The organism is Sulfitobacter sp. BSw21498, assembly GCF_006064855.1.
Classification (GTDB): Bacteria; Pseudomonadota; Alphaproteobacteria; order Rhodobacterales; family Rhodobacteraceae; genus Sulfitobacter.
Window position 1 is genome coordinate 1,471,876 of record NZ_CP040753.1, and the last position, 25,197, is coordinate 1,497,072.

Consider the following 25,197-nt stretch of genomic DNA (forward strand, 5'->3'; position numbering starts at 1 on the left):
GCCCGCCCAGTGGCAGGCCCTTTTCACATTTTGTTGGATCAATTACTCGACGATGGTCTTAGCGGCGGCCATCGCGTCGCCACCGTCACGTGTTGTGACGCCGTCCAGCCATGTGTTCAGCACGTCAGGGTTGGCCTTGATCCAGGCCGTTGCCGCATCGCGTGGCTCTTCGCCGTCATCCAGAATGGCACCCATGATTTCGTTTTCCATGGCGAGCGTGAATTCCAGATTGTTCAGCAGCTTGCCGACGTTCGGGCATTCTTCGACGAAACCGGCGCGGGTGTTGGTCGCAACTGTCGCCCCGCCCAGATCGGGCCCAAAGAAGTCGTCCCCGCCTTCAAGATAGGTCAGGTCAAAGTTCGCGTTCATCGGGTGCGGTTCCCAGCCAAGAAAGACGATCGGCTCGTCCTTGGCGGACAGGCGTTTCACCTGCGCTAGCATCCCCTGCTCGGAGGATTCCTTGACCTCGAATTCGGCCAGATCAAAAGCGTTGTCGTCAATCATCGACTGGATCAGACGGTTGCCGTCGTTACCGGGCTCGATGCCATAAATCTGGCCGTCCAGCGCGTCTGCATTGGCAGCGATATCGGCGAAGGTCTTGATCCCCAGATCGGCGGCGGCTTTGTTCACCGCCAGCGTGTATTTCGCGCCGGTCAGGTTGGTGCGCACAGTGTCAACCGTACCGTCTTCGCGGTAAGGCGCGATGTCGGCTTCCATTGTGGGCATCCAGTTGCCAAGAAACACATCTATATCGCCCGCAGCCATCGACGTATACGTCACCGGAACGGAAAGGATTTTTACGTCGGTTTCATACCCCAATGCGTCCAGCACAACGGTGGTCGCAGCGGTTGTTGCGGTGATGTCGGTCCAGCCCACGTCGGAAAAAGTGATTTCGTCACAGCTGGCCGCAGCAAGGCTGCTGGCGAGCGACAAGGTAAGCGCGGTGGTTGCTGCAAGGATTTTCATGGCAGAGGAACTCCCGTTATGTTTATTGTTGGTCGCGCAATAGAGCGCTATCGCGCCCTTCGATGCAACCCGATTTCTATAGGACCGCGCGGCATGATGCAGCGCGGACAAGGAGAAAACCAATGATCTGCATGCCCCATTATCACCGTCCGTTTTACGCAGGTCGCCCCGCGTGAGCGGCGCAAGCCCTGCGTGGATCGGCGTCGATGTGTCGAACGGACACGTGCATTTGTGGGTGCATGATCCCCGTGGTGACGTGCTGGCACAGGCCGACGGGCCAGTTGCCGATTTGCCCGCCGAGGCGGGGTTTGTTGCCGCACTGACCGACCTGCTGTCACCCTATTTGTCAGAGCACCAGCGCTTGCCGGTGATTGTGGCTGGGCTGCCCGCCCTGCCCGCACACAGTCTGAGGCCGGTGCCAGCGCTGCCCGTTGACGGGTTGTTGGGGCTGGATGCCGACGACCCACGCTTGGATTTACGCGCGGTGCCGGGGCTGAAACAGGCCAGTCCGCCCCAGATTATGCAAGGCCCCGAAACCGCGATCGCGGGCTACCTGCAGGGACTGCCAGAGTTCGACGGCGTGATCTGCACCCTTGATGCGCAGTCCACATGGAGCCACATCAGCGCGCGCGAGGTGGTCAGCTTTCAAACATTCGTGACACCCGCGATGGCACTCCAGCTTGGCGGTGCCGCCCCCCTGTCGCAGGCCGTTGCCGGCACGACGCTGATTGAAGAGACGTTTGACACGGCCGTGAATGACATCATGGCCCGCCCTCAAGGCTTTGGTACCGCCCTTGCCGAGATTTCTGCGCAAGCCGCCCTTGAGGGGACCAGCCCCGATGCAGGCTGGTCGCGGCTGATGGGGGCTCTGATCGGGCTCGAGCTTGCCGGATCGCGCCCCTACTGGCTGGGCCGCGAAGTCGTGATCCTATCGGACAGCCCGCTCTCCGCGCTGTATGCGCGCGCCCTAAAAGCTCAGGGCGTCGTGGCACAAGATGTCTCGCGCAGGGAGCATCTGCGCACAGGGCTTCAGGTCTGTGCAGAGGCGAGCGTCGGCTGACCAGACGGGCTCACCTAACCAGACGGGCCCACCTAAGGGGAAGCCCCCGGCCTTAGGCCGGGGTGCCACCGTTTTCGGGAAAGAAGCAGGCCGCCGCATGGTGGCCTTGGGTCAGTTCGGGCCGTTCAGCACGGCATTTATCCTGCACCTTCCAGCACCGTGGCGCAAAGGGGCACCCGTCGGGAATGGCTAAGGGCGATGGCAATTCGCCCTGCAGCTTGATCCGTTCTTTCGCGGCACGCGGGTCTGCCTGCGGCGTCGCCGACAGCAGCGCTTTGGCATAAGGATGAAACGGCGTGCCGAACACATCCTCGCGGCTACCGCGTTCGACGGCACGGCCCAGATACATCACGATCACCTCGTCGGCGACGTGACGCACAACGCTGAGGTCGTGCGAGATGAACAGATAGGCCAGCTGCAGACGTTCTTGCAAATCAACCAGCAAGTTCAGTACCGAGCTTTGGATCGACAGGTCCAACGCCGAGACAGGTTCGTCCAGCACCAACACCTTGGGGTCCAGCATCAGCGCGCGGGCAATCGCGATCCGTTGGCGTTGCCCCCCCGAGAACATATGCGGGTAGCGGTCAAAATGTTCGGGACGCAGGCCCACTAGACCCAGCATTTCACGCGCTTTGGCGGTGCGATCCTTGCGGCTCATGTCGGGGCGGTTGATCTTGAGCGGTTCCTCGAGGATCGCACCGATCCGCTGGCGCGGGTTCAGCGAACCATAGGGATCTTGAAACACGATCTGCACCGACTTGCGCAACGACGCCCAGTGTTCGCGCACCACCGGTTTGCCGTCCAGCGTCAGCGATCCCGCGGTCGGATCTTCGATCATGGTGACCATCCGCGCGAGCGTCGATTTCCCGCAGCCGCTTTCGCCCACAACGGCCAGTGTCTTGCCGGGGTAAAGCGTGAAATCCAGCCCTGCCACCGCCTTGAGAGTTTGCGGCTTGCGAAACAGCCCGCCGCCGACCTCGTAGTGGCGTTCAAGCGCGGTTGCAGTCATCACAGGTGCGGTCATGATGCGACCCTTTCGTCTGTATTCAAAGGGTAGAAACAACGCGCATAGCCCAGATCAGGGCCCAAAGCGGGCGGTGCTTCGGCTTTGCATTTGGCGTTGGCGAATTTGCAGCGTGGCGAGAACAGGCAGCCTGCGGGGCGGTCGAACTGCCCCGGCACCACGCCTGGAATTGTCGGCAGCCGTTTCTCTGTCGCCCGTTCTGGCAACGCATCCAGCAGCGCCGACGTATAGGGGTGATGCGGCGTGTCAAACAGCGGGATCACCGGCTGCTCTTCGATCTTTTGGCCCGCATATTGAACGCTGACGCGTTCGGCGGTTTCCGCAACGACGCCCATATCGTGCGTGATCAAGACCAGCCCCATGCCGGTTTCCTCGCGCAAGGACGCCAGCAGATCAAGAATCTGCGCCTGAATGGTCACATCCAGCGCCGTGGTAGGTTCGTCCGCAATCAACAGCTTGGGCTTGCAGGCAATCGCCATGGCGATCATCACACGCTGGTTCATCCCGCCCGACATCTGGTGCGGAAAGGCGGACAGCCGCTTTTCGGGATCGGGGATACCGACCTGTTCAAACAGCTCAATCGCCCGTTTCTGGCGTTCGCGGCGGCCCATGCCAAGGTGGACCCGCAGGGCCTCGCGGATTTGCCAGCCGACGGTGAAACACGGGTTCAGTGATGACATCGGTTCCTGAAAGATCATCGCCAGATCATTGCCGACAATCTTGCGGCGCGCTTTGGCGCCCATCGTCAGCAGGTTGTGCCCGTCAAAGGTCAGCTCGTCCGCGGTGACGGTAGCCGTCCAGGGCAGCAGCCCCATCAACGCCAGCATTGACACGGATTTACCCGACCCGCTTTCCCCCACAATCGCGAGGATTTCGCTTTCGTTCACGTCTTGGTCGACGCCGTCCACCGCCCGGAACTTGCCCGAGGCCGTGGCGAAATCAACGCTTAGGTTTCTGATACGCAAAAGTGTCATGGCTCAGCTCCGTTTCAGTTTCGGATCAAGCGCGTCGCGCAGGCCGTCACCCATGAGGTTGATCGCAAGTACGGTCACAAGGATCGCCACGCCGGGGAAGGTCACGACCCACCATGCACGCAGGATGAACTCGCGTGCTTCGGCCAGCATGGTGCCCCATTCAGGTGTGGGCGGCTGCGCCCCCATCCCCAGAAAGCCCAAGGCAGCCGCATCAAGGATCGCGGTCGAAAACGACAGGGCGGCCTGCACGATGATCGGCGCAAGACAGTTTGGCAGCACGGTGACGAACATCAGCCGGACTATCCCTGCCCCTGCGACACGCGCCGAGGTTACGTAATCTTTTTGCCGTTCTGACATGACGCTGGCGCGGGTCAGACGCACATAGTGAGGCTGCAAAACAATCGCGATGGCAATCATCGCGTTGGTCAGCGATGGTCCGAGGATCGCCACCAGCACGAGCGCCAGCAGCAACGACGGGAACGCCAAAACGATATCCATCACCCGCATGATGATGCTATCGACCCATTTGGGCGCAAAGCCCGCGATCAGGCCGATGATGATGCCGCCGCTCGCCGCGATGGAGACTACAACGACCCCCACAAAGAAAGAATAGCGCGCGCCCACGATCAAGCGCGACAGCATATCGCGTCCCAGCGGGTCGGTGCCCAGAATATGGTTCCAGCTACCGCCCTCCTGCCACGCGGGGGGCTGTAGGGTGGCGGCGCGGAATTGCTCGGTTGCGTCATGAGGCGCAACCCAAGGGCCGAACAGCGCCAGAAAGGCGAAGACCGCAAAGATATACAGCCCGATGACAGCGCCACGGTTTTCGCGGAAGTAGAACCAGAATTCGCGCAAGCGGCCCGGACGTTCCTGAACCATTGCGGCTTCGGCAGAGAGTGCGTCGTCCATATTATCGCTTTCTGATTTTGGGGTTGATGACGCCGTACAGCATGTCGACGGTCAGGTTCACGACCATCACCATCACAGCAATCAGCAGCAGCCCGCCCTGAACCACGGGGTAATCGCGGCGGAAAATACTATCGACCATCCACTTGCCGATGCCCGGCCAGCTAAAGATCGTTTCGGTCAGGATCGCGCCGGCCAGCAGCGTGCCCACCGACAGACCAATCACGGTGATCACGGGGATCAGCGCATTACGCAGCGCGTGGATGCCGTTGATCCGTCCCGGAGACATACCCTTAGCGCGGGCGGTACGGATATAATCCTCGCCCAAGACTTCAAGCATAGCCGACCGCGTCTGGCGTGCGATCACGGCCAGCGGGATCGTCCCCAGCACAATCGTCGGCAAGATCAGATGCCGCACCGCCGAAATAAACGCGCCCTTCTGGCCTGACGCCAGACTGTCGATCAGCATAAAGCCGCTGGGGTTGGGGAAATAATACAGCAGATCGATCCGCCCCGACACAGGCGTCCATTGCAGGTTGCCCGAAAAGACGATGATCAGCAGCAACGCCCACCAGAAGATCGGCATCGAATAGCCCACCAGTGCCGTCGACATCAGCGCCCGGTCAAAGAACTTGCCACGGTTCACCGCCGCAATCACCCCCGCCGGAAGGCCAAGCGCGATGGCAAAGATCATCGCACAGACCGACAGCTCAAGCGTCGCGGGGAACAGCGTAAAGAATTCATCGAACACCGGGCGTTTGGTGACAAAGCTGTTGCCCAGATCGCCCTGAAGCACGCCGGTTAGATAATCCCAGAATTGCACATAGATCGGCTGGTCATAGCCGAATTGTTTGGCCAGTTGGGCATAGCGTTCGTCAGAGATGCCACGCTCGCCCGCCATCACCTGAATGGGGTCGCCGGGCAGCGCGCGGATGAACCCGAAGGAGATCAGCGTCACCCCGATAAAGGTCGGGATGAACGTCAGCAGACGTCCCAGAACATAGTTCAGCATTTTATCACCATCAGCTCTTTGGGGAAGTTTGTCAGCGTTTCATAGCCATTGTCGGTAATCAGCACGTCATCTTCGATGCGCACGCCAAAATTTCCGATCTCGTAGAGTCCGGGCTCATTCGTGTAAACCGTTCCGGCGGGTAAAGTCATGTGATTGCCGCGCATGATATAGGGGGCCTCGTGGACTTCGCGGCCCAGACCGTGGCCGGTCTTGGTACGGATACGGTCACCATAGGGCGACGCTTCAAGCACAGAAATCACGGCGTCGTCGATGTCGTGCGCAGACACCCCTGCGCGGGTCACGGCAAGGCCGGCCATATTGGCGCGCAGCACGGTATCATACACATCGCGCCCCTCGTCGGTCACGTGATCCAGAAAAACGGTGCGGGTAATGTCGGCGGCAAAGCCGTTCTTGCGCGCGCCGAAATCCAGCAGCAGCGCGTCGCCTGCCTTGACCGCGTAATCCTCGCGCGCGTGGGCATGGGGGCGGGCCGATCCGTCTGCGGCGGCCACGATGGGACCAAAGGACAGGTCATCCGCCCCTTCGGCAAACAGCGCCTGCACCAGCGTCTGTTCAATCTGCTTTTCGCTCTGGCCCAGCTTGACGCTGTCCAGCGTCCGCTGCAGGGCGCGTTCGGAAATCGCGATGGCCTCGCGCAGGGCGGAAATATCTTCGGGGGTTTTGATCATCCGCAGGGCCGAGATTTCGCGCTCTGCATCGGTGATGGTCAGATCGGGCTGCGCAGTCTTGAACGCATGGTGCACGAACACGCGCATCACCTGCCCCTCAACCGCCAGCGACGAGATGCCCAAATGCTGCGTCAGCGCGGCAAAGGCATCGGCATAGCCCGTCTGATCACGCCAATCGAATACCGCGCCGTCAAATCCGACCGTGTCCCAGCTGCCCAGCTCGAGGTTCGGCAACAGCACAGCCGCGGGTTTATCCGCGGGGATCACCAGAACAAAGGGGCGTTCGTGGCTCATAAAGCTTTGGCCGACAGCGCGCGAAAAATTGGGCCCGGGCACCAGCGCCACGGCATCGACACCCAAAATGGCGGCCACAGCGGCATAGTCGGCAAGACGTTGAGAGAGATTTTCTGACACGGGGGCTTGCGCCTTTCGTTAACGTGGCCGGGGCCTAGAATAGAGGAAGGGACGGCGCGATATGCACCGTCCCCATTGCTTTGTGGTCGCTGTTATTGCGACAGACCAACTTGGTTGAAGATGTGGCCACCCAGCGGGTGTACGACATAGTTTTCAACTTCGGGACGCATTGGCATGTAAACAACCGAATGCGCGATGGTTGCCCAAGGGGCTTGGTCTTTGAAGATTTCCTGCGCTTTTTCATACAGCGGCGCACGTTCTTCTTGTGTTGGCAGAACCTTGGCTTCCTGAACCAGGGCGTCGAACTCCTCGTTGCACCATTGTGCGCGGTTGGATTTCTCTACGCCGTCACAGCCCAGCAGAACCGCGAGGAAGTTGTCGGGGTCACCGTTGTCACCTGTCCAACCCAGCAGAACGGCACCATCGCGGTCTTTCGCTTTGGAACGCTCAAGGTATTCACCCCATTCGTAGGAAACGATCTCGACGTCGACACCGACCTTGGAGAAATCTTCCTGCATCAGCTCGGCCATACGGCGGGCATTGGGGTTATAGGGACGCTGAACCGGCATCGCCCAGATTTTCAGCGTCAGGTCGGATACGCCTTCGGCTTCCAGCGCGGCTTTCGCGGCTTCGGGATCGTATTTGTCATCCTCGATCGCGTCGTTGTAGGACCACATTGTTGGCGGCAGCGGGTTCTTGGCGATCTCGCCGGAGCCCTGGAACACCACGTCGATGATCGCCTGTTTGTCGATCGCCATGTTCAACGCTTTGCGCACGTTGGCGTTGTCGAACGGAGGCATCTGTGTGTTGTACGCCAGATAGCCCACGTTCAGGCCCTCTTGCTCCATCACGACGACATCTTCGGCGTCTTTCATCGCCTGCACGTCGGCAGGGTTTGGATAGGCCATCACGTGGCATTCGCCCGCCTGAACCTTCTGGTAGCGCACGGACGCGTCTGGTGTGATCGCAAAGATCAACGCTTCGACGCGTGCTGGGTCACCCCAGTATGCGTCATTGCGCACATAACGGATCACGGCGTCTTTCTGGTAGGCTTGGAAGGTGAACGGACCGGTGCCGATGGGCGCTTGGTTCATCATTTCCGGCGTGCCGGCTTCCAGCATCGCGTCAGCATATTCCTTGGACACGATCGACGCGAAATCCATTGCCATGTTGGCGATGATTGGCGCTTCGGCGCGGGTCAGGTTGAACTGAACGGTGTAATCGTCAACTTTTTCAATGCTTTCGACCAGATCAGGCATCGACATCGCACCGTAGTATTCCCACGTGCCGCCCGATACTTTGTTGTAAGGGTTTTCGGCATTGCCCTGACGGTCAAAGCTAAAGATCACGTCATCGGCGTTGAAATCACGTGTGGGCGTGAATTGCGCGTTGCTGTGAAACTTGACGCCTTTGCGCAGCTTGAACGTGACGGTTTTGCCGTCTTCGGAAACGTCCCAGCTTTCGGCCAGCGCGGGAATGGTTTCGGTTGTGCCGACCTTGAATTCCGCCAAGCGGTTGTAAACCGGATGGCTGGACGCGTCAAAGGTCGTGCCCGATGTGTACAGGGCCGGGTCAAAGCCTTCGGGCGACCCTTCCGAGCAATAGACCAGCGACTGCGCCTGCGCCGCAACGCCAAGCGTGCTCAGCAGCAGGCCAGTGGCCATGATTTTCTTAAAAGACATTCGATTTACTCTCCTGGTTGGTAAAGTGGTATGTCCCCACGGCCTCTTTGGGCCGATGAGGGCGATAGGGTTAACGCCTGAGGGGTAACATTTCGCGCGAGCTCTCTGCTGGCGCGGCCTCATTCTGTCCGATTTCCCCGGACTTATCGTATTTCATCCGACCGACCCATAATATGCGGGCCTGCCGATCTGTCTTGTTGGACCAGCAATGCGGCGTGGTACCCAGATAATGCAGACTGTCGCCCGCGGTCATCAGATACTCCCGTTCGCCAACCATCTGCGAGATCTCTCCCTCGAGGATATAGATGATCTCTTCGCCAACATGGGTCACTGTTTCGGATTCGTAGCCGGGCGGGACATTCATCACATAGGATGTCATCTCGTGGCCCGCGCGTTCGGCACCGATCTGTTCATATTCAATCGACGATCCTGCCACCGCAAAACGGGGACGTCCGGCACCGCGGGTCAGACTGTCGACCGTACGCGGGGTGCGCACAAAGAAATCTGTATTTACCTCAAGCGCGGCGGCGATCTGGCTGAGCGTGCCAAGGGTCGGCGTCGCATTGGCACGTTCCACCTGGCTCAGATAGCCGACCGACACACCGGACGCGGCGGACAGCTGCTGCAATGTCATCGCCATACGATGACGCTGCATCCGCATGCGGTCGCCCAATCCATCCGGTGGCGAAAGCGTTGCCGCCTGTATCGCTGTTGTTGACAAATAATCCCCCGAAAGCACGCTTTGGCGTATCTTGGCGCACAGACTGTCGCGCAACTTTGTTTACGTCAACAATAAAAATTATTGTCAGAGTGAAAACATTGCCAGTTGCCGCGACGGCACTTTGCGTTGAACCCGACACGGATCGCCCACCGTGGCACAGGAGCGATTCCATTTATACGTGCACACTCCCCGCAGTCCGATGAGTGCACATTTTTTAGGCAAACGCTAGAAAAAGCGACGCGGACCGCGCCATCGGCCCGTCTGCCCCGTTGCAACAATCAGCCCCGCGACACACGCTAAACAGATGAATATGCCCCCATCTCTGCTGGTGTTTACCGACCTTGATGGCACGTTGCTGTCGCATACCTCCTATCGCTGGGACGCGGCCACACAGGCGCTGGATACACTGCGCGATATCGGCGCAGCGCTGGTGATCGCCAGCTCCAAATCCGCCCCAGAGATCATAGAGATTCGCGCCCAGTTGGGCTGGACCAGTTGCCCCGCGATCATTGAAAACGGCGCAGGCATTCTGCCCCCCGAGAGCACCGACACACCCAACACGGATACCTATGTCCGGCTGCGCCGCGTGCTGGATAGTTTGCCCGCCGATCTGCGCGACCCGTTTTGCGGGTTCGGCGATATGACCGTGGCGCAGATTGCGCACATTACGGGCCTGTCGCACAGCGGTGCGTCTAACGCGGCAGAGCGCGCGTTTTCCGAACCCGGCATCTGGTCCGGCAGCGCCCAACTGCGCACCACATTTATCGACGCCTTGCACAACCACGGCATCCATGCCCGCGAAGGCGGCAGGTTTCTCACACTGTCATACGGGCGCACCAAGGCCGATCAGATGGCCGCGCTGACCGAAGGTTTTGGGGCCCGTCATACGCTTGCCCTAGGGGACGCCCCCAACGACATCGAGATGCTGCAAGCGGCAGATTTTGGCGTCATCGTTGCCAACCCGCACCGTAACCCCCTGCCCCCGATGCCCGGCGAAGGCACGGGCCGGATCACCCGCACCACCCTTGCCGGCCCCGCAGGGTGGAACACCGCCGTGCTTGATCTGATCGCGCGCCTTAACCTGAACAAAGGATAGACAAAGCATGGCTGATTTTCATCAGAACGGAAACATCGCGACACTGCACAATCTGCGCACCCGCTCTCAGGCCGAAATGACCTACGAGCTTGAAACCTTCGCCCAGACCCGCAAAATGACGCTGATCCTGCCGTGCCTCTATTCCGAGCTGGAAACCGAAGCGATGCCCCGCATTCTGGATGAGCTGTCCAAGGTCACCTATCTGCACCGCATCATCATCGGTCTGGACCGCGCCGACGAGGCACAGTTCCGCCACGCCAAAGAGTTTTTCAAAGGCTTGAACCAGAATCATATTGTGATCTGGAACGACAGCCCGCGCATGCAAGCGCTTGAGGCTCAGCTACAAGAAATGGGGCTCGCCCCCGCCGAGAAGGGCAAAGGCAAAAACGTCTGGTCCTCTCTTGGGTATCTGATCGCCTGTCAGGACAGCGCCGTGATGGCGATCCACGATTGCGACATCGTCACCTATACCAACGACCTGCTGGCCCGCCTGATCTATCCGGTCGCCAATGCAAATTTCCCCTATCAGGTGGCCAAGGGCTATTACGCGCGGGTGGGCAGCGACAAGCTGAACGGGCGGGTCACGCGCCTGCTGGTCAGCCCGCTGCTCATCGCGTTAAAAAAGGTCGTGGGGGATCGTGACTATATCGATTACCTGCGCGCCTTCCGCTATCCGCTGTCGGGCGAATTTGCCATGCGTACCAATATCCTGCCCGACCTGCGCATCCCGTCAGACTGGGGGCTAGAGATTGGCGTTCTGTCAGAGGCATGGCGCAACCTTGCCCCGAAATCAGTCTGTCAGGTCGAAATCGCGGACGACTATGACCACAAGCACCAGGACCTGAGCGAAGCGGATGCCGACGCGGGCCTGAACCGCATGTCCACCGACATCTGCAAAGCGATCTTTCGCAAGCTGGCAGCGGATGGCACGGTGTTCACGCCCAACGTATTCCGCACCCTAAAAGCGACCTACTATCGCTGCGCGCTCGACCTGCTGGATGCCTATTACAATGATGCCAAGATGAACGGCCTCAGCATCGACCGCCACCAAGAAGAGCGCGCGATTGAACTGTTCACCGAAAACATCATGCGGGCGGGGCATTTCTTTTTGGACAACCCGCACGAGACGCCCTTTATTCCCACGTGGAACCGCGTCCATTCAGCGGCACCGGATTTCTTGACGAAACTACGCGAAGCCGCGGCGGCGGATGATGCCGAATACACCTAATCACGGCAGTGTCTTTCGCCCAGTCAAAAGCGATTGGTGATCCACATGCATTGATAAGGCTCCAGCGTGATATGATCCGCGCCAGCGTCAATCATTTCACCGCTGATCAGGTCCAGCCATGGCTGGTCCTCGATCAGGTTCAGTGCCGCAGCAGAGATCGCAACAGACGCATCGCTGACGTTATGCAACGCAAAGATCGACTGCTTGCGATCCAGACTTTGCCGCCACACGCCAAACACGCGGTCGTCTTGCAGGTTCACGGTAAACTGTGTGGCATTGGGGTGAAACGCCTTTTGCTTCTGCCGCATCTTCAAGCGCGCCGACAAATCGCCCAAAACCCGCGACTGCGCGCTGGCCCCATCGGCCAGCCGGTCGCGCAACGTCGGATAGTCCCACCGATGGCGGTTGATCGCGCGGCTCATCCCGCGGTGTTCGACCTGCGCATGATCATTGGGCGTCGCCAGCATCGCGTGAATATAAAAGGCCGGTATCCCCTCCAGCGACATGACGATGGTCTGCGAACAGATAAAGCGCGTGTGGTGATGGTCGTCTTCGCCCTTAAAGGTCCGAGATAGCGCATCGTAAAAGGTCGTGTTCAGCTCGTACGGGCTTTGCCCGCCGTCTGGCAAGCTGCGCATCGACACCAGCCCGCCGACCTGCAGCACCGTATCAATGACCTGTTGCTTTTCATCTTCGGGCAACAACCCTTCGGCAGGGCGCATCCCGATCCCGTCGTGGCTGGCGGTAAAATTCAGATACGCGCAGCCCATCGGCGCGGGCGGCATGGTGCGCTGCCAGCGCCGCAGATGCGCCCCGTTTCCCGACATCATCGCGTGCAAAATCAGCGGCGGCAGCGGAAAGTTATAGATCGCATGCGCCTCGTCCCCCGCGCCGAAATAGCTAAGGTTTTCGGCCTTGGGTACATTGGTTTCCGTCAGCAAAATGAGCTTTTCGGGCGCATAATCACACAGCAACCGCATCAGCCTGATAATCGCATGGGTCTGCGGCAGATGGATCGACGGTGTCCCGATCTGCTTCCATAGAAACGCCACCGCATCCAGCCGAATGATCTGCACGCCATTGTCCACATGCAGGCGAATGATCCGCAGAAACTCCAGCAGCACCTCGGGGTTGCGGAAATCAAGGTCGATCTGATCGTGGCTAAAGGTGCACCACACGTGACGCGGCCCGTTTGGTGTTTCTACCTCTTGTAGCAGCGGCGTCGTGCGCGGGCGCACCACATCGCGCAGATCATCTTGCGGCGAGGCTTCGAAAAAGAACGTGTCAAAAGGGGGCTGACCCTGACGGTAAGCGTTGAACCAATTGCCCTGACTTGAGACGTGGTTCAGCACCAGATCCGACATCAGCGTGAAATCGGCGGCGATGCGATTAATGTCAGGCCAGTCGCCCAGTTGCGGGTTCACCGCGCGGAAATCGGACACCGCAAAGCCGTCGTCAGAGGTATAGGGAAAGAACGGCAGAATATGCACGCTATTCAGAGTTCCGCGTAGATAGCGATGCAGGAAATCGTTCAGTAGATCCAGCGGCTTATGCGCACCGTCGACGATTGAATTGCCGTATGTAATCAACAGCGCATCCTGTTCCGACCACAGCGTATTGCCCGCCACACGGCCCCTCTTGCGTCGGGTTGTGCTCTCCGGCCAAAAGGCGTCCAATGCCATGCTGGCTAAAATGTCGGCATCCAGTTCGGGGTAGATTTCGCCCAGCAATGCACTAAGCCGATAGCCGAGAGAACGCGCGCTGTCCGTCATGATCTATTGCCTTGTATAAGTGCCATTTCCAAAACCCTAGCGCAGACAATCGCGCGCGACGAGCCAGCATGCCGCGGCCCCCGCCCTGAGGGCACTAAACCCAGAAGGTCAGGAAAACCCGTCCGATTAACAGGCGCAACGCCCAATCGACGGGCATTTAACGGACCCCGAGGACGGGATCAGCCTGCAACGGGCCAGATATTTCAGAGAGGCTAGGCAAAACAGTCTGGTCCCCACAGCTTGCCCACTTGCCAATACAGCGCCTCGGGCAGCGAAGATGATCGACAGGCGGCTTTCACCCGCGACGTCAAAGCGGTTCGCCGCAAGATTGAAATCCCCCCTCGCCCAGCGCGACATTTGGTATTTTCAGTTTGGCTTTCCGACTTAAAATCGACCCTAGCGGGTGAAAACACCTTCTGCCAGCGAGGGTAGCTTTGGCACTTTAGCCTTCTGGTCCCGCAATTTCCTACTCTAGGGATGCCTCCTATTCTGGGTCTGCGTCACCCCATCTAGCTGGTATGGATATCATGCTATTTTGCCGCGATAGCTCGCCGATCTCTTTCCTCACCCTCTTCCACTAGGGTTTCGTCGCATTGTTGCTTTGCGCTTAGACGTGCAGCGTATGCTGCGCACGGCCAGCGTGCTTGGAGCGGTAGAGCGCCGCATCAGCGTCCGACAAGACATCCTCCGCGACGGCATCCTGCCCCTTGCCAACCCGAATGCTACCAATACTGGCAGAAATCCTGCAGGCCGCGCCGTCAAAATCAATTGGCCGCTCCAGCTGCGCTATGATCCGATTGCCAACTTCGGTGAGATGGGCACCGTCTGTGATACCCGGTAGAAGTACCGTAAATTCGTCACCGCCGACGCGGGCAATAGTATCGATCTCTCGTGTGGTGTCGATCATCACCCGCGCGGCGGCCTGTAGCACATGATCGCCCGCCGCATGACCCATGCTGTCATTCACCGCCTTGAAGTAATCAAGATCGATCTGCATCACCGCGAACCCCTTTTTTCCCGCAATCAGACGTGCCAGCACATGGTCCATCGCACGGCGGTTTTTGAGACCCGTCAGCGTGTCAGTAAAGGCTCGCTCTTCCGCCGCGATCTTGGCGACCTCTAGCTTCTGGTTCAACGCACGCGAGGCCGCCATCGCCGCGGATTTCGCCTCGATGAGATAGAGCATTTCAACGGCTAGATCCGTGGCCGCAAAATCTGCATTGCTCAGCCGATAAGCACGTACCCCGTTCAGAATTGAGATACCAAAGGACAGGTTGATCACGCAGTCATCTTCCGCGACATTTGCATCCCGCCCCCCGCTGCGATCAGGCAGCGGTACCAATACTCCCTTCAATACCAGCTCCGGGCTGTCACGTAGCGCTAGATGCAGCTTGCGCCCTGCCAAGGGGCGGATTTGCGCAATGCTGCAAGCCATATTCGGGCGCCGTATGACGAATTGATCAAAGAAGTTGCTGCCAACCCATGTACCGCGATGGCACAGCTTCTGAACCGTGGGCCCCACATGGCGAATACGTCCACAGGGCCGCACGATAAGATGCATCGGGCAAAGCATATCCAGCGCCGCCTCATAGGCAGCAGCCGTGGTCATACGCTTGCGCCCAACTCAAAGCTACGTCCCTGCGCATAGTTCCGGTCGATGATGGTGACGCTGATTATCTCCTCCCCCGTGGTGAACCCTTTGCCGTCCAATAGGGCCAATGTGCCATAATCATCCGCGATCACCCGCATTATGCCCATCATCACGTACCCAAAGCCCGATACCGGCCCGCGACACGTCAGCGAGAAACGCCAGTCGTCCAGCTGCGTGACCTCCATGGCGGGCAGACGAAGTTCCTCTATCGCGAGGGTAGCACGTTCAGGAAGATCATTGAGAGAGTGGAGAAACTCTTCGAAATCGACGCCGCCGAACCGCAGCAGACGGCGCACCCCGTCGCGTGCGGGGTTAGACACCAACCAAGCGCCTAAATCCTCAAGCAGGTCCGGTATCGGGCGGTCCACCACCGCAGACAGGCGCTTAACGACCCGTGGCGTGATGGCGTCATCATAGGTCAGCATCGGTTCAAAGTCGCTCGACCCCATTGCGCCACATAGATCGGCGCGCAGGGCGACTTGCGTCCATACCGCCCCCCCAAAACTGTCCAGCACGAACCGTTGGATCGTATGGTTGATCAGCCCGTGCATCGCACCCCCTTCTGCCGCATTCAGGGGGGAAGATGACGAAAGACCGTTAATAAACGCCGAACGGAAACAGTCACCGAGGGTCGAAAGCCGATCAAATTTATATCAATTCAAAGGCAAACGTCCGACAGCGCGCCTATTGTGACCGACTGTCAAGCCACGCAGGCAGGTGGCCAATGTCAGGCAGCACCACATCCGCTGCGGCCTCAAGATCCTGCCGTGTGGCCATTCCAGTCAGCACCGCAACACACGCCATACCCGCTGCACGACCCGCTACCATATCATGCAGACTGTCACCGATCATCGCCACTTCGGATGGGGCCAATCCAACAGCCTTAGCAAAGGCCAGCAATTGCCCTGATGTGGGTTTTGCACCGTAGCCGCTGTCGAAACCCGCGATAAAATCAAAGTGCCCAGTCACCCCCGCCTCGCCCAGATGCGCCCGCGCGGGGCCTTCGGCGTCATTCGTCGCAACACCAAGCGCCAACCCGCGCGCCTTGAACTCTTCGAGCAATGCAATGAGAGGCACGGCCTCTGCCTGCGGGGCGTTTTCGGCCTCGTAATTCAACAGCTGCAACAAATCCGCTTTTGTCATATCGCTGACCTGAGGGGCAAGCGCCTCCACGATCTCCCCCGGGGTGCCGGCAATGGCAATACTGTCCGCAGAGAACGTTTGCGTCCGCACGTCAAACCCGATTTTTTGTCCCAACAGGGCGGACCGATCCGCATCCCCCTTGCCAAGCCGCGTGAGGAAGGAATTGGCCCATGCCTCCCATGTTGCGGCGAAATCGAATAGGGTTCCGTCTTTATCGAACAGCAGGGCTTTGATCATTCTCAGGTCCAATTCATCTGCGCGCCGCCCGGCAAAGACTGCCGCGCCTGCATGATACGGTCGTAGGGCACATTAATCGTGTCGCATAGCCCCGTCACCCATGCGTCATCCATCATGATGAAATCAAGCACAGCGCCAAGAAACACCGGGTCACCAGCTTGCGTGCGCAGATCTTCGGCCGACGCGCCGGTGGCCCCCATGAATGTCGGCATGAGGTCCTCGTTGGCGGCCAGCCAACCCAGCGCCTGCAAGGCGACTGTTTCGGCGGCATCTTGCTTCATCATATTAAATTCCCTCGCGGCTTCATAATCGAAACACTTTGTTAACCATTCACGGCAACAAAGAGCATTCAAGCCAATTACACGCGAGCGGAGAATGAAGACAAGTGCCGGGTAAAGTCCTTATCGTCGATACTGTTGCCACCAACCGCATCGCATTGGAAACCAAACTCACGACTGCCTCTTACGAGGTACGCGAGGCGACAACAGTATCGCAGGCCGTTGAAATAGCGCAGCAATATGAACCAGATGTCATTATCGCTGCACACCGCACAGGCGGCCAAGATGCAGCACAGCTGTGCCGTGCGCTTGCGTCGTCCCCCCTTACATCATGCATGCCGGTTTTTGCGCTTGCTGACGGGGGTGATCCGGCGATCTGTATTCATTTATTATCCCATGGCGCACAGGAGGCGATGGTGAAGCCGGTTTGCGACTCTCTTTTCCTAGGGCGGGTGCGCAGCATCATACGCGCACGAAATAGGCCCGCCCCGTTTTATATGCACGAGGCTCTCTCCCCCGCGCCCGGACTGGCAGAACCTGCCGGTGGCTTTGCGCTTCCGGGAAATTTCCAGATTGTCAGCAGTGGCCAGCCGCGTACGCCAGCCTGCCTTTCGCAGCTGCGCAAACGACTGGGCGGCACCGTGACACAAACGACGCCCCGCGACGCGCTTGCCTGCCTCAGGCAAAATAACCTGCCCGACGTGTTTATTCTGACCCTGACCGGCGCGGACGAGACGGACGAAGAGCAGCTGCGTGTGATCTCTACCCTGCGGGCGAACGCAACCGCGCGCCACTGCGGCATACTTGTCCTACAGACGCAGCCCCACCCCGTTGCCGCGGCGCATGCGCTGGATCTGGGGGCAGATGACCTGATGCAGCACGGCTTTGACACAGAAGAACTGGTCCTACGGCTTGAAGGCTTATTGAAGCGCAAACAACAAGGGGGGCACATTCTAAACTGGGTTGCGAAATTTCCCCTATCTTGCTGGAAAGCAAGGAGAATGAAAGATGGCCCATACAGAGCTAAACCTACGTGAACGGCGCACGATCGAAGATATGTTGAATGCTAAGATACCTGTACGAGAGATAGCAGCGCAGATCGGCAGGCATGTTTCGACGATTTATCGTGACATCAAGCGCAACCGCTATGCCGACGAAGACCTGCCGGAATTGAACGGATACTATGGTGTCGTTGCTCAACGCGCTGCGGTTCAAAGGCGTGCGCGCCGTCGAAAATTGGTGCGCCTTGTTAGCCTGCGAAAGGCTGTGATCAAACAGCTCAAAGAAGGTTGGTCTCCCGAACAGATCGCGGGTCGATTGCTCTTTGAAGGCCAGACAGTTCGTGTGAGCCACGAGACAATTTATGCTTATGTCTACAGTCCAGCCGGTCAATCCAAAGAGCTGGCCCGATACCTCCCAAACCGGCGCAAGAAACGGAGACCGCACCATTCACGCAGGTCCCGTGGCCTTGTTTTCCCGCCAGATCGGTCCATCCATGAACGACCCGACTACGTTGATACGCGCGAGACTTTTGGCGAATGGGAGGGCGATTTGATGATTTTCGAATGTGCTCAGGGTAAGATGAACGTCGCCTCGCTCATTGAGCGCAAGACCCGCTTCGCCGTCCTGTTCCGTAACAACGACCGCAGCACAACGCATCTGATGGACAAGCTAATGACTGTGATGGAACCCCTGCCCCAAACGGCCCGTAAATCGATCACCTTTGATAGAGGTATTGAGTTTAGGAATTGGCGCAAGCTGGAACCTGGAATCGGAACCGAGGCATGGTTCTGTGATCCGCAAGCCCCGTGGCAAAAGGGTTCCGTCGAAAACCTGAACAAGCGTGCTCGGCGCTACTTACCAAGAGATGCGCCTGTGGCCGCGCTCTCAAATCGAGATATGAAGTCGATTTGCGACCGCTTGAACGGCACGCCCAGAAAGTGTCTGGGATGGCGCACACCAGCGGAAGCATTCAGGGAAGAACTGATGAAACTGAGATAGCGGTAACCGTCGCAACGACCCTTGAGAATCCAGGGACACGATCCGGCGCGACGTGGATGCCCGCCTGCGCGAGGCGGTGTTTGATCCGCTTACAGGCATGTACAACCGCCGCCATGCCCTCTCCGAAGTGGCACGTCTTGCCGTGCGCATGCGCCACAAAGGACTGCCGCTGGCGGTGATGCTGGTGGATATAGACCACTTCAAACGGGTGAACGATGCTTTCGGCCATGCATCCGGCGACGCGGTGCTGGTCGAAACAGCGCGCCGGCTGAAATCATGTCTCCGCCCGCTGGATGTCGCTGGCCGCATCGGAGGGGAGGAATTCTTACTTGTGCTGCCCGGAATAACCGAGGACGAAGCGGCCCAGATGGCCAAGCGTATTTGCCGCGCCTATCGCACCACGCCCTTTACCATCCCCGCAAGCGTGCAGCCGATCCATACCACCATCAGCATCGGGCTGTGCATCGCGCAGCCGGAAGACAGCCCGCCTTTGGGCACATCGCAAAGCGCACAGGATCTCGCCGCCCGTTTGATCGACCGTGCGGATCAAGCACTGTACAGCGCGAAACACGGCGGGCGCGACCGTGTGGGGCTGATCAGGTCGGCCGCATGATGGTGCCACGCGGGGTATTTGCAATGCGGCGAAAAACGCGCCACTCTCGTGCTTGCGTGTTCAGGCTTGCCCGGACGCGTATCCCAGATCCACGACAAAGGCCTCGCCATGCTGCCCGATAAACCGATGACCGGTATTGCCATGATGCTTGGCTTTTGCATCATCGCCCCTGTGGGGGATGCGATCGCCAAACTGCTCGGGGCATCGGTGCCGCTGGGCCAGGTGGTCTTCCTCCGCTTCGCCGTCCAGCTGCTGATATTGCTGCCGATCGTGATATTGACCGGTCGGCCCCTGATCCTGCGGGGCAAAACGCTGTGGCTGACGTTTTTGCGCACGGTGCTGCATGTCATCGGGATCGCGATGATGTTCTCCGCGCTGAAATACCTGCCCCTTGCGGATGCGGTGGCGATTATCTTTGTCATGCCCTTCTTCATGCTCTTGCTCGGCAAATATGTCCTGAAGGAAGAGGTCGGGCCCCGTCGGCTAATCGCGTGTATCGTCGGCTTTTGCGGCACGCTGCTGGTGGTGCAACCCAGCTTTGTCGAGGTCGGCTGGCCCGCCCTGCTGCCGGTTGGCGTTGCGCTGAACTTTGCCCTGTTCATGCTGGTGACCCGGCAGATTGCGAAACACACCGACCCGATCAGCCTGCAAACGGTCAGCGGGTTTATGGCCTTGGTGATCATGCTGCCGTTCCTGGCGCTTGGTCAGGGCGTGGCGCTGCCCGCCTTGGGATGGATCGCGCCTGACACAACAGATTGGTCGCTGCTGATCGCCATGGGCGTACTGGGAAGCATCGCGCATCTGCTGATGACATGGTCCCTGCGCTACGCCCCCTCGGCAACGCTGGCCCCTATGCAATATCTCGAAATTCCCGTGGCGACGCTGGTCGGGTTGATCGTTTTTGGCGATTTCCCCAATGCGCTGGCGGCGCTCGGCATGGGGATCACTATGGCCGCGGGGCTTTATATTATTCTGCGAGAGCAGGCCACCCAGCGGCGTCTGGCCGCAGCAACGCTTGTGCAACCTGCTGCATGAGGTCCCGTGGCACCATCAGCAGCGCGGCGGGGCGGTCCATCGAAAGCGTCAGGGCACCTGTGGCCCGGTTCGATGTGCCCAAACGCCCAAGCGGCGACAGCTCTAGCCCGTCAAGCGGCCACTCCAACCCGCGGCTTTGCCCCCGCACTGCGGCCAGCGGATATACCGACACAATATCGCCTGCCCGCGTCGGCAGGGTTAAGTTCGGCGGAGCGAGAAAGATAAGCTGCGTGCCAGCGATCAGCAGGCAGCGTTGGTGGAGGTGGCGCGCCAGACTGCTCAGGGCCGCAAGCTGATGGTCCACGCGCCCTCCCGAAAAACCGACCGCCACGATCAAGGGGGCAGCCACCGACCGGAGCGCTTTGTCAAAGTCGGTCGTCTCTTGCTCTGCCAGTTTGAACTGACGCGCAGACGGGATGCGGGACAGGGTTTCGGACGTTACGGAATCAAAGTCGCCGACCAGCGCCGCGACCTCTACCCCCTGGGCAACGGCCAGATTGGCCCCGCCGTCGACCGCTACGCACATCGGCGCAAGCTGCAGCGCGTCGTTCAGGTCATCCGGACCCACCTGCCCGCCCCCAACGACCGTTATAGGGCTGTTGCTTGCAACAATCGTTGTTTTCACGGCGATTTACCTCAAATTGGAAACAATGCCGCAATTTTGACATTAAATGATACGTTGCAGGGCACAGATTCGAGCCGAATTGGTCTTGAACCTTATGGTAAACAGTAAGCTGCAAATAGGCAGAGGACGACCATCCGATGATGAATAATAACAAAATTCTGACGGTCTCATACGGCACTTTCTCGTGCACGTTGGAAGGCTTTGACGATTCATTCGGCACCATGAAGGCCATCGCGGAATATTTTCGCGATTTGTCGTCGGAGGATCGGTATTTCGGTGCAGAACCCGCACAGCCCGATGCGGAGATGCTGGCACATATCGCACAAAAAGAGATTTCGCGCCGCGTCGAGGCGCGTCAGCAAGACGGACAGATTGTCCTGAGCGCACAAACGCCCGAAAAAGCCGCAGCGCAAGCGCAGCAAAGCCCTGCCCCTGCACCTGCGAGCCCGTCGGTCGTATCGACCTCTTTTGCGCCCCGCGGGCCTCAGGAAATTTCCGCCTATTACGACGCCTACAGCGTCAACGCCTTGAAAGCCGACACAGCTGAGACCGCCCCTGCAGCGCAGGCCGAAACTGTCACGCAGCGCGTTGATGCGGTCAGCCGCGCCGTTGAGACACCGCAGCCTGCCTACCAAGCCCCTGCTCCGCAGGCCGAAGCCCCCAAAGCGCCGGCCGCCGAGGTGGATATCGTTCCCGGCCAGCCCGACGAGGACGTCGAGGCGTTCTTCGCCGATAGCCCACGCAACACCGTGACCCTCGACGACCAGGACGCCGAAATCCAGCCGGTAGCGGCACCCGCCGTCGATAGCATCGCGGCCAAACTGCAGCGCATCCGCGCCGTGGTCGCCAATCAGGATGTGCCCGCTGCGCAACATCCCCAGATCTCTGAGGATGACGCCGCAACCGACACCAAAGCAGACATCGATGATATCATCGCCAGCGCCATTCACGACATCGAGGATGCGTTGAATGCGGATGATACCGTCGAAGACATCGCCCACGCGCCTTCATCCGATACGCAAGCAGAGGAATCCGCAGCGCCGGCCGAAACTGCGACCCAAGACCACGACGACACTCCAGAACAGCAGCCTGACGCGACGGCGCAAGACAACGCGTCCGACGAAGATGATGCGCAGGACGACGACACAGCTGAAAGCGAAGAGTTTGAAGCCGTCGAAGACACCGCGCCCCGTGGTCGCGTGCTCAAGGTGAAGCGCGCCGACATCGACCGCGCCATCGCCGCGGGCGAGCTGGAAGAAGTCGAAGAAGACGCCCCCGCCGTGCTGGAAGAGGCTGACAAGCCCGCCGCGCGCCGTGCGCGTGATCCCGAATCGACGCTCTCGGACGAGGACGAAGAAGATTTGGCCCGCGAGCTGGCCGAGCTTGAGGCGACATTGCCCTCTGCCTCCGCCGACACGCTGGCCGACGCGCCCGAAGAGGATGCGGACACTGCGGTGGAAGACGAGATCACTGCGGAAGACGAAACCACCGCGGAAGACGTGTCAGAAGATACAGATGCCGAATTGTCGAAAGACGACACCGAAACGGCGGCAGAGCCCGAAGCCGAAGCGCGCAAAGATGCAGCCCAGCGTCGCAGCCTGCCAACGCTCGACGCGGATACCGGACCGGACATGAACCGCCTGCTTGCCGAAACCGACAACCAAATGGACGAACCCGAAGCCGCCACCCGCCGCGACGCGATCACCCATCTGCGTGCAGCAGTTGCCGCGAAAAAGGCCGACATCGCCCTTGGCGCGCCCGCCACGACCGAGCAAACGAATAACGCCTACCGTAGCGATCTTGCAGAAGTGGTTAAACCCCGCCGTCCCGCGACGACCACCGCCCGTACCGAGCGTCCGGCAGAGCCACGCCCTGCACCGCTCAAGCTGGTGGCGGCACAGCGGATCGACACCCACCAGCCGCGCAACGTCACCCCTGTACGCCCCCGTCGCGTGGCCGCAGTCGCGCCAGCCCCCGCGCCAGTTCCACAGGCCGGTGGGTTCGCCGAATTTGCCGAAGAGATGGGTGCGACCAAACTGCCCGACCTGCTGGAAGCCGCCGCGGCCTATATGGCCTTTGTCGAAGGGATGGACGAATTCTCGCGCCCGCAGTTGATGAACACAGTGCGCCAAGGCGGTGCCGACGACTTTAGCCGCGAGGAAGGCCTGCGGTCGTTTGGTCTACTGCTGCGCACCGGCAAGCTTCAAAAGCTGGACGGTGGCCGGTTCAAAGCGTCAAAACAAATCGGTTTTCAGCCAGATGAACGCGCCGCCGGCTAAGCTGGCCAAGCAGAAGGTTCGGAACGCAAAACGGCCCCCTCGGGGGCCGTTTTTTTATTATGATGCAAGGTCGTGTATCCGCAAGGCGGGCCCACCAAAGCGGTTCTATTCAGCGTCGTCGCGCGCGTTCGGATCGGCCTGACCGATGCCTTTGAACACGAACTTGAGCGGGATCGCCCAGACCACGCCAAGCGCAATATAGATCAGCAGTTCGACCCAGAACGGCGGCCGGTCAAACAGCGACACCGCGACGACAGCCGCAATGATATAGAGCGGCAGACCGACCAGAAGAATGACCAGCGCCCAACGGCGTCGTGCTTTATACCCAAGGGCCATCGTAGTGTCCTTTCATCAGGTGCCAAGGGCCCCGCAGGGCCCCCGGCGATATAGATCAATCGGCGAAGGGGTCAGTGACCAGAATCGTATCTTCCCGCTCTGGCGAGGTCGACAGCATCGCGACGGGGCACTGGATCAACTCCTCGATGCGGCGCACGTATTTGATCGCGTTCGCGGGCAGATCAGCCCAGCTGCGCGCGCCTTCGGTGCTTTCGGACCACCCCGGCACTTCCTCGTAGATCGGGGTGCAGCGGGCTTGTTGATCGGCTGCCGTGGGCAGGTAATCCAACACTTGACCGTCCAGATCATAGCCGGTGCAGATCTTGAGCGTCTCAAACCCGTCAAGCACGTCAAGCTTGGTAAGCGAGATGCCGGTCACGCCACTGGTGACACAGGTCTGGCGCACAAGGGCTGCATCGAACCAGCCACAGCGACGCTTGCGCCCGGTGGTGGTGCCGAATTCGTGGCCGCGTTCGCCCAGACGTTGACCGTCGGCATCGTCCAGTTCAGTCGGGAACGGGCCTTCGCCGACGCGCGTGGTATAGGCTTTGACGATCCCCAGAACATAGTCGATCGCGCCCGGACCGATGCCCACACCCGTCGCCGCCTGCCCTGCAATCACGTTAGAGGAGGTGACGAAAGGATAGGTACCAAAGTCGATGTCGAGCAGCGCGCCTTGGGCACCTTCGAACAGGATACGCTTACCGGCTTTGCGCTTTTCGTTCATCACCTTCCAGACAGGTGCAGCATATTCAAGGATCTTCGGCGCGATCTCTTTGAGCAGTTCAACCAGTCCGTCGCGGTCAATCGCTTCGACGCCCAGACCCTTACGCAGCGGATCGTGGTGCTGCAACGCGCGGTCGACGCGTGCCTCGAGCGTGGCAGGGTCGGCCAGATCGGCAACGCGGATGGCGCGGCGACCGACTTTATCCTCGTAGCACGGCCCGATGCCGCGACCGGTGGTCCCGATTTTGGTACCTTTTGACGCGGCCTCTTCGCGGGCGCGGTCCAACTCGCCGTGGTAGGGCATGATCAGCGGCGTGTTTTCCGCGATCATCAGCGTTTCGGGCGTGATCTCGACGCCTTGGGCGCGGATCGTTTCGATTTCTTTCAGCAGGTGCCACGGGTCAAGCACAACACCGTTGCCGATAACCGAAAGCTTGCCGCCGCGTACAACACCCGAGGGCAGCGCGTGCAGCTTGTAGACCTTGCCGTCGATGACCAGCGTGTGGCCCGCGTTATGGCCACCCTGAAAGCGGGCGATGACATCGGCCCGTTCGCTGAGCCAGTCAACGATTTTGCCTTTTCCTTCGTCGCCCCACTGGGCGCCTACGACTACGACGTTGGCCATGAAGATATTCCTTTAACAGTTCAAATAACCGTGCAAACCCGTGGAGGTATAGCGACGACCGCCAAGGTCCGAAACTGTAAAATGCAGCCAAAACGCCGCGGCGT

24 protein-coding genes are annotated in these 25,197 nt (G+C 59.6%); 8 read left to right on the plus strand and 16 right to left on the minus strand.

All coding sequences use genetic code 11. The annotated features are described in order from the left end of the window. Positions 1 to 42 precede the first annotated feature (42 nt). Entirely contained in the window at positions 43 to 966 is a 924-nt protein-coding gene (locus tag E5180_RS07200) for a choline ABC transporter substrate-binding protein (RefSeq protein WP_138923782.1), read from the minus strand. Between the two features lie 172 nt (positions 967 to 1,138). Between E5180_RS07200 and E5180_RS07205 the strand changes: the two genes are divergently transcribed. Continuing rightward, entirely contained in the window at positions 1,139 to 2,026 is an 888-nt protein-coding gene (locus tag E5180_RS07205; RefSeq protein ID WP_138923783.1) for a 2-dehydro-3-deoxygalactonokinase, read from the plus strand. Between the two features lie 52 nt (positions 2,027 to 2,078). Here the strand turns inward: E5180_RS07205 and E5180_RS07210 are convergent, their stop codons facing one another. The 7 genes from E5180_RS07210 to E5180_RS07240 form a co-directional block, all read right to left on the minus strand. Beyond that, positions 2,079 to 3,050: an ABC transporter ATP-binding protein gene (locus E5180_RS07210; RefSeq protein ID WP_138923784.1), complete on the minus strand. Its 972-nt coding sequence runs from the start codon at positions 3,048 to 3,050 to the stop codon at positions 2,079 to 2,081. Continuing rightward, complete coding sequence (locus E5180_RS07215; RefSeq protein ID WP_138923785.1) at positions 3,047 to 4,024, minus strand: ABC transporter ATP-binding protein; 978 nt, start codon at positions 4,022 to 4,024, stop codon at positions 3,047 to 3,049. The genes E5180_RS07210 and E5180_RS07215 overlap by 4 nt, the downstream gene beginning before the upstream one ends. 3 nt (positions 4,025 to 4,027) lie before the next feature. Next, positions 4,028 to 4,933 (minus strand): ABC transporter permease subunit, encoded by a 906-nt coding sequence (locus tag E5180_RS07220; protein WP_138923786.1) that lies wholly within the window; start codon positions 4,931 to 4,933, stop codon positions 4,028 to 4,030. Between the two features lies 1 nt (position 4,934). Beyond that, positions 4,935 to 5,942 carry an ABC transporter permease subunit gene (locus E5180_RS07225; protein ID WP_138923787.1) on the minus strand — a complete coding sequence of 336 codons (1,008 nt, stop codon included), beginning with the start codon at positions 5,940 to 5,942 and terminating at the stop codon, positions 4,935 to 4,937. Beyond that, positions 5,936 to 7,045 (minus strand): M24 family metallopeptidase, encoded by a 1,110-nt coding sequence (locus tag E5180_RS07230; RefSeq protein WP_138923788.1) that lies wholly within the window; start codon positions 7,043 to 7,045, stop codon positions 5,936 to 5,938. The genes E5180_RS07225 and E5180_RS07230 overlap by 7 nt, the downstream gene beginning before the upstream one ends. 92 nt (positions 7,046 to 7,137) lie before the next feature. Then, the gene (locus E5180_RS07235; RefSeq protein WP_138923789.1) at positions 7,138 to 8,727 is read right to left on the minus strand and encodes an ABC transporter substrate-binding protein; all 1,590 of its coding nucleotides are present in this window, start codon (positions 8,725 to 8,727) and stop codon (positions 7,138 to 7,140) included. A gap of 70 nt (positions 8,728 to 8,797) precedes the next feature. After that, complete coding sequence (locus E5180_RS07240; protein ID WP_138923790.1) at positions 8,798 to 9,388, minus strand: helix-turn-helix domain-containing protein; 591 nt, start codon at positions 9,386 to 9,388, stop codon at positions 8,798 to 8,800. 364 nt (positions 9,389 to 9,752) lie between these two features. On the opposite strand from E5180_RS07240, the gene E5180_RS07245 reads away from it, so the two are divergent. Beyond that, positions 9,753 to 10,544, plus strand: a complete 792-nt coding sequence (locus tag E5180_RS07245) for an HAD-IIB family hydrolase (RefSeq protein ID WP_138923791.1) — start codon at positions 9,753 to 9,755, stop codon at positions 10,542 to 10,544. Between the two features lie 7 nt (positions 10,545 to 10,551). Continuing rightward, the gene (locus E5180_RS07250) at positions 10,552 to 11,772 is read left to right on the plus strand and encodes a glycosyl transferase (RefSeq protein WP_138923792.1); all 1,221 of its coding nucleotides are present in this window, start codon (positions 10,552 to 10,554) and stop codon (positions 11,770 to 11,772) included. A gap of 23 nt (positions 11,773 to 11,795) precedes the next feature. Here E5180_RS07250 and E5180_RS07255 read toward each other — a convergent pair whose 3' ends face one another. The 5 genes from E5180_RS07255 to E5180_RS07275 all read right to left on the minus strand — a co-directional run bounded on the left by E5180_RS07255 (position 11,796) and on the right by E5180_RS07275 (position 16,856). Continuing rightward, positions 11,796 to 13,544, minus strand: coding sequence for a sugar phosphorylase (locus E5180_RS07255; RefSeq protein ID WP_138923793.1), 1,749 nt, complete (start codon positions 13,542 to 13,544; stop codon positions 11,796 to 11,798). Positions 13,545 to 14,151: 607 nt separating this feature from the next. After that, entirely contained in the window at positions 14,152 to 15,105 is a 954-nt protein-coding gene (locus E5180_RS07260) for a GGDEF domain-containing protein (protein ID WP_138925148.1), read from the minus strand. A gap of 44 nt (positions 15,106 to 15,149) precedes the next feature. Beyond that, positions 15,150 to 15,746, minus strand: a complete 597-nt coding sequence (locus tag E5180_RS07265) for a heme NO-binding domain-containing protein (RefSeq protein WP_138923794.1) — start codon at positions 15,744 to 15,746, stop codon at positions 15,150 to 15,152. A 133-nt stretch (positions 15,747 to 15,879) separates the two neighbouring features. Beyond that, complete coding sequence (locus E5180_RS07270) at positions 15,880 to 16,575, minus strand: HAD family hydrolase (protein WP_254700560.1); 696 nt, start codon at positions 16,573 to 16,575, stop codon at positions 15,880 to 15,882. 2 nt (positions 16,576 to 16,577) lie between these two features. Beyond that, positions 16,578 to 16,856, minus strand: coding sequence for a DUF3572 domain-containing protein (locus tag E5180_RS07275; RefSeq protein ID WP_171048974.1), 279 nt, complete (start codon positions 16,854 to 16,856; stop codon positions 16,578 to 16,580). Positions 16,857 to 16,960: 104 nt separating this feature from the next. On the opposite strand from E5180_RS07275, the gene E5180_RS07280 reads away from it, so the two are divergent. The 4 genes from E5180_RS07280 (at position 16,961) to E5180_RS07295 (ending at position 20,502) form a co-directional block, all read left to right on the plus strand. Beyond that, the gene (locus E5180_RS07280; protein ID WP_138923796.1) at positions 16,961 to 17,890 is read left to right on the plus strand and encodes a response regulator; all 930 of its coding nucleotides are present in this window, start codon (positions 16,961 to 16,963) and stop codon (positions 17,888 to 17,890) included. After that, positions 17,862 to 18,854, plus strand: a complete 993-nt coding sequence (locus E5180_RS07285) for an IS30 family transposase (protein WP_138923797.1) — start codon at positions 17,862 to 17,864, stop codon at positions 18,852 to 18,854. The genes E5180_RS07280 and E5180_RS07285 overlap by 29 nt, the downstream gene beginning before the upstream one ends. 52 nt (positions 18,855 to 18,906) lie before the next feature. After that, positions 18,907 to 19,467: a GGDEF domain-containing protein gene (locus E5180_RS07290; RefSeq protein WP_254700561.1), complete on the plus strand. Its 561-nt coding sequence runs from the start codon at positions 18,907 to 18,909 to the stop codon at positions 19,465 to 19,467. A gap of 108 nt (positions 19,468 to 19,575) precedes the next feature. Next, positions 19,576 to 20,502, plus strand: a complete 927-nt coding sequence (locus E5180_RS07295) for a DMT family transporter (protein ID WP_171048918.1) — start codon at positions 19,576 to 19,578, stop codon at positions 20,500 to 20,502. Here the strand turns inward: E5180_RS07295 and E5180_RS07300 are convergent. Then, positions 20,435 to 21,127 carry a thiamine diphosphokinase gene (locus tag E5180_RS07300; protein ID WP_138923799.1) on the minus strand — a complete coding sequence of 231 codons (693 nt, stop codon included), beginning with the start codon at positions 21,125 to 21,127 and terminating at the stop codon, positions 20,435 to 20,437. The genes E5180_RS07295 and E5180_RS07300 overlap by 68 nt on opposite strands. Positions 21,128 to 21,264: 137 nt before the next feature. Here E5180_RS07300 and E5180_RS07305 point away from each other — a divergent pair, with 137 nt between their 5' ends. Further along, positions 21,265 to 23,406 (plus strand): hypothetical protein, encoded by a 2,142-nt coding sequence (locus tag E5180_RS07305; RefSeq protein WP_138923800.1) that lies wholly within the window; start codon positions 21,265 to 21,267, stop codon positions 23,404 to 23,406. A gap of 105 nt (positions 23,407 to 23,511) precedes the next feature. Here E5180_RS07305 and E5180_RS07310 read toward each other — a convergent pair whose 3' ends face one another. Both E5180_RS07310 and E5180_RS07315 read right to left on the minus strand, forming a co-directional pair. Next, positions 23,512 to 23,742 carry a DUF2842 domain-containing protein gene (locus tag E5180_RS07310; protein ID WP_093733237.1) on the minus strand — a complete coding sequence of 77 codons (231 nt, stop codon included), beginning with the start codon at positions 23,740 to 23,742 and terminating at the stop codon, positions 23,512 to 23,514. 55 nt (positions 23,743 to 23,797) lie between these two features. Next, positions 23,798 to 25,093, minus strand: coding sequence for an adenylosuccinate synthase (locus E5180_RS07315; protein WP_138923801.1), 1,296 nt, complete (start codon positions 25,091 to 25,093; stop codon positions 23,798 to 23,800). Positions 25,094 to 25,197 lie beyond the last annotated feature (104 nt).